Raw genomic sequence first — 3,160 nt, 5'->3', positions numbered from 1 at the left:
AAAAAAATGCAGGGCTTCTTTGGCCGCGACGTGGAGGTGCAACTGCAGCAACCCCGAGAGCATCAGGTGGAGCTGGCGCTCATCGCCTGTCCCGGATCCCAGGCTACCGGAACAGGGTGAGAGGGCTTGGATCCCTTCACGCTAACTTCTGTCGGTCTCAGCGGCCCAATCCTAAATAATCCAAGTACGCAAGATCTAGATTTCCTCAGGGCTCAAGTGGCCCAAGCGATCCATGCCGGTGCCGTTGCGGCGAATATAGGCCAGTTCGGGAGAGCCACTGTGTCCGATAAACGATCCGGGAAATTCTCCTTGGGGATCACCCACAGGGGGTCTCGGCGTCGGCACAGTTCCCGTCCCAAGCTCCGATAAGGGATCGGGGGCGTCGGCCCCTTCTCCTTCCCTAATTCAAGGGGATCCCTGCCGACCGCTGAATAACAGCATGGCGAGCCAACCAGCGCTGTTTCAGCAACTCGCTACTTTCCGATCCCGGTGTTACGTAACGCATCACCGCGGCATAGCTATCCAAAGAGCTGCGACGCATCCGACCGGTCCGCTGATGACAACCCACACAGCTAGCATCCAGTAGGGGCTTAATATCTCGCTGGTAGGTGTATTGAGGCTCGGTACGGAAAGTCAACTCTATGGGACTCTGTAAATCTAGCTCTTTGGTGGCAGGCAAGATTACTCTGTAATCAGTGCTGTAACTGAGTAGCTGTAAAGGCTTGATGATCAGCTCGTTTCCCTGAATATCAAAGGCCACTTCCAAAGGAGGCTGGATCCCAAAGGCTAAACTTGCTATTCCTATCGGAAGTTCTCGATCAAAACGTAGGCGAATGCTTTGATCAACCCGGATCCCCCTTTGGCCATCGGAAGGATTGCTAGGGACCAATGAGAAAGAGAGGTAAATTCTACCTGAGCTTTTTGGGTTAGCGACTTTGGCTGTGAAAGAGTTAATGTATTGGGACAGAAAGTTGTATATTGCTTAACGATGGATTTTACTGCCAGAAACTACGAGGTAATTACACTAGGAATAGAGGCACTTTTTGTTTCTCACCTTGTCCTAGTACTTCTAAGGCAAGCTACCCAGTCTGCGGCTGCGCCTGAAATTGTTGTGACAAAGTCTACCAAACTAAAGAGCACGATTGTTCGGCAGGCTGTGAATAGCTTTGCCCCTGCACCTGCAGAGAGAGATGATAGGCTTGTGGCCATCCCATCTCGCTCGAAGCCAGCACCCAAGCTAGCCCAAAGGTGAGCAAGGGGGATCCCAGCCTCAGCCAAGGCCGGCGGTGAGAGTTCGACATCAGCATTAGGCAGCAACGTATCTTAGGGCTGGCAGTTTCTTTTGGCAAAGCAATCGGTTTGAGAAAATGACAGTCGCTGGTAAACCACTCTCCTAGTCCTCTAAAATAGTTGGGGTAATCAAGACAACAACTTCACTCCTGGTGTTAGTCGTGTTTTGCCTACGAAAGAGAGCACCTAGCAGAGGAATCTCAGCAAGAAGTGGAACTTTGTCAACAGACACTCGATCTTCCTCTCGGATCAATCCTGCTAAGAATAGTGTTTCCCTGTCTTTAAGTCTGACTTGCAAAGAGCCAACAGAACGCTGATTAAGCAAGCTAATTACACTTCCATCTGCTAAAGTAACTTGGGAGCCGATAGATGAAACCTGCGGAAGAAGATTTAACGTAACGTAGCCATTGTCATCAATCCTAACATTTTGAATAATTAAATTGACCCCTGCGTTTCCTTTTTCAAAGACAACTGTTGATGCACCTGTTGCAGGGTCCGTTACCAATCTCCTGTTAGTGATAACTTCTTGTCCAACCACAATGGCCGCACCTGTATTGTTGGCAACAACTACTTTTGGATCGGCTAGTATCTTAGCCGTTCCTGAAGCAATGGCTGCATCTATACGGGCTGCAAGAGACTGCTGAAGTCGATTCAGAGTGTTGAACACAAGCGAGCCTCCAGTTCCCGCAGAAGGAACTACGCCAACATCAGGAATTGAGGATCCTGCGGGCTGGTTGAGAGGAGTTCCTCCAAAGACGGTGTTATCTCCGGAGCCTAATGCAAAGTTTCCAGAAGCACCGCCTAACGCAACTCCCAGATCAGAGTTATTATCCAGGTTAACCTCAATAAACCTAGCACTAACTAAGACCTGCCGACTTCTAAGATCAATTTGAGCAAGATAGGCTGCAATTACATCATGCTGGGCAGGCGTGGCAACAATAGTTAGTGAGTTCGTTCTAGGATCCGCTTGAATAGCTGACTCTTGAGCAAGAGGAATGCCCGATGCTTCTAGGATAGCCAAAATTCTACTTCTGATCTCACTTGGAGTAATACTTAATTGTCTAGCACTAATCTCAACTGTTGCTTGCCCGCCTCCAGCCCCCGAAGCAGTAAGATTAAAGGTCTGTGCCTCCTCTTCAATTCTTAGTTGATTAAGCCTATATGTTTTGACAATCTGCTGGCCAACCCCAGGAAGTTTAGTGCCGATGAAAACTGTTTGCCCTACACGGGTTGCTTGCAGTTCCTTCAGCCGCAAGATAAAGTTGAACGTTTCCTGTAAGGGTGAGTCGGCCACGTCTAAGGAAATCGTCAAGTCCGGAGGAACGTCGTTAAGGACTACATTTAGTCCAGCTCGACGTACCAAGAGACTCAACACATCACCTACGGGAGCATCCCTCAGGGTTAAGGTAATCTTGGCATTTGAGCCCAAGTCAACTGGAGGGGGAGCAGGAAGGATGCTGCCGACTGCAAGATCCCCTGCCGGAGGAGCTACTGCTCGACCCTGGAAGGGAGAAGTAGTGGGATCAACGGATCCCGGCGGCAGTTGGGGTTGGTTAAGCTGCCCCACGGAGGGCACCTGAGAAATGACCGGCCCAGGAGAAGCTGGCTGAGCTGGCGGGGAAGGGGGAGGAGTTTGAACAAGCGGCTGAGGAGTAGGGGCTGTTCCCTGGGGAGAAGGAGGGTTTTGAACAGCTGGAGGGGAAGCAGGAGCCGGCGGTGGGGCCACAGGCTGAGGTCGGGTTGGCGAGGCCGGTTGATTGGGCGCTACTTGGCTAGGCGCTGCCGCTACAGGAGCCGGTGGAGCAGAGGGCAAGCTCTCAAACTCGAAGACCAGCTGCGTCGGGCTGCGCTGGGCCAGCAAGCCCTGGGG

3 protein-coding genes and 1 pseudogene are annotated in these 3,160 nt (G+C 51.4%); all 4 read right to left on the bottom strand.

Features of this window, described 5'->3' with window-relative positions:
• Window positions 1-195 precede the first annotated feature (195 nt).
• Entirely contained in the window at window positions 196-324 is a 129-nt protein-coding gene (locus NW827_RS09915; RefSeq protein WP_414362471.1) for a hypothetical protein, read from the bottom strand.
• A 76-nt stretch (window positions 325-400) separates the two neighbouring features.
• Window positions 401-541 (bottom strand): hypothetical protein, encoded by a 141-nt coding sequence (locus NW827_RS09910; protein ID WP_414362535.1) that lies wholly within the window; start codon window positions 539-541, stop codon window positions 401-403.
• 93 nt (window positions 542-634) lie between these two features.
• A pseudogene (locus NW827_RS09905) lies at window positions 635-889 on the bottom strand (Ig-like domain-containing protein); the annotation flags it as partial.
• A gap of 504 nt (window positions 890-1,393) precedes the next feature.
• The gene (locus NW827_RS09900; RefSeq protein WP_414362534.1) at window positions 1,394-2,545 is read right to left on the bottom strand and encodes a type II secretion system protein GspD; all 1,152 of its coding nucleotides are present in this window, start codon (window positions 2,543-2,545) and stop codon (window positions 1,394-1,396) included.
• Between the last annotated feature and the right edge of the window lie 615 nt (window positions 2,546-3,160).

Origin of the sequence: Synechococcus sp. H70.1, from assembly GCF_047502705.1 — a bacterium.
Taxonomy (GTDB): domain Bacteria; phylum Cyanobacteriota; class Cyanobacteriia; order Thermostichales; family Thermostichaceae; genus Thermostichus.
The sequence above is the reverse complement of the archived record's forward strand: the minus strand, read 5'-3'. Positions and strand labels throughout refer to the sequence as shown.

What these genes read in the sequence shown, in the direction of transcription:
- NW827_RS09910 (WP_414362535.1), bottom strand. Translation starts at nt 541, where the DNA reads ATGCGTCGCAGCTCTTTGGATAGCTATGCCGCGGTGATGCGTTACGTA.